This is a genomic window from Blautia sp. BIOML-A1, assembly GCF_009883055.1.
In the GTDB taxonomy this organism is placed as follows: domain Bacteria; phylum Bacillota; class Clostridia; order Lachnospirales; family Lachnospiraceae; genus Blautia_A.
In genome coordinates this window covers 1-1249 of record NZ_WWVR01000101.1, presented here as the reverse complement: position 1 = coordinate 1249, position 1249 = coordinate 1, and the positions used below count along the sequence as shown (strand labels likewise).

At 40.5% G+C, this 1249-nt stretch carries 1 protein-coding gene and 1 pseudogene; both read right to left on the bottom strand.

All coding sequences use genetic code 11. The annotated features are described in order from the left end of the window. Positions 1 to 155: 155 nt before the first annotated feature. A pseudogene (locus GT674_RS18190) lies at positions 156 to 308 on the bottom strand (zinc ribbon domain-containing protein); the annotation flags it as partial. 530 nt (positions 309 to 838) lie between these two features. After that, positions 839 to 1060 carry a zinc ribbon domain-containing protein gene (locus GT674_RS18185; RefSeq protein ID WP_442859876.1) on the bottom strand — a complete coding sequence of 74 codons (222 nt, stop codon included), beginning with the start codon at positions 1058 to 1060 and terminating at the stop codon, positions 839 to 841. Between the last annotated feature and the right edge of the window lie 189 nt (positions 1061 to 1249).

The window sequence follows — 1249 nt, the reverse complement described above, 5'->3', positions numbered from 1 at the left end:
TGTTTTTCACCAAGTGATATGCTCCCACCACTTAAATCCCAGATTTTGAAGTGGGGGCTTCTTGCTCAATGGCTCTATTGAGCCAAGTATCTACAAGCTATCCTCGCGTACCCCGCGATTTTTACAAGTCCGGATACGGACTTTTTATTGTGCTGTCATGCACATTCTGCAAAGATTCTTTTTCCCTCATTCATGAGGTTCACTGCTGCATTTACATCACGATCCATTCTGTTTCCACATTCACAGTAATACATCCTTTCAGATAAAGACAATCCTGCTTTTTTCTTTCCGCATACACTGCATATCTTACTGGATGCGAAATAANATGATCTGCCATCCCTTTTTCAATTTGTTGCTAATACAAGAGCTTCTGCCGATCTGATTATTTCTACTCAGCCTGAAGCATGCATTCTCCCGTTTTTACGTCTGGATTTGCTGAAAGATATTTTTAATTATGACATTCCTGGGGCAGATTCTGTTATAGCTATGGCAGACGCTTTGTTCAGCAATAATATACAGCTAGTCAATGATGGAAAATTTATTATCTATTTTACAGAATATGGAATGACCCGTTTTCTGCAAGAAGGTTTGTTTGAAGAGATTCCACCAACATTCTATCATCCGTTAAATATCGAGCAGTGCATCCGAATTCTTCGTGAAATCGCACAGTGCTGTCATAACGGTTCCTATCGAATCGTGATATGCTCCTACCACTTAAATCATAGATTTTGAAGTGGGGGCTTCTTGCTCAATGGCTCTATTGAGCCAAGTATCTACAAGCTATCCTCGCGTACCCCGCGATTTTTACAAGTCCGGATACGGACTTTTTATTGTGCTGTCATGCACATTCTGCAAAGATTCTTTTTCCCTCATTCATGAGGTTCACTGCTGCATTTACATCACGATCCATTCTGTTTCCACATTCACAGTAATACATCCTTTCAGATAAAGACAATCCTGCTTTTTTCTTTCCGCATACACTGCATATCTTACTGGATGCGAAATAACGGTTTACTTTGATCAGATATTTTCNATAACGGTTCCTATCGAATCGTGATATGCTCCTACCACTTAAATCATAGATTTTGAAGTGGGGGCTTCTTGCTCAATGGCTCTATTGAGCCAAGTATCTACAAGCTATCCTCGCGTACCCCGCGATTTTTACAAGTCCGGATACGGACTTTTTATTGTGCTGTCATGCACATTCTGCAAAGATTCTTTTTCCCTCATTCATGAGGTTCACTGCTGC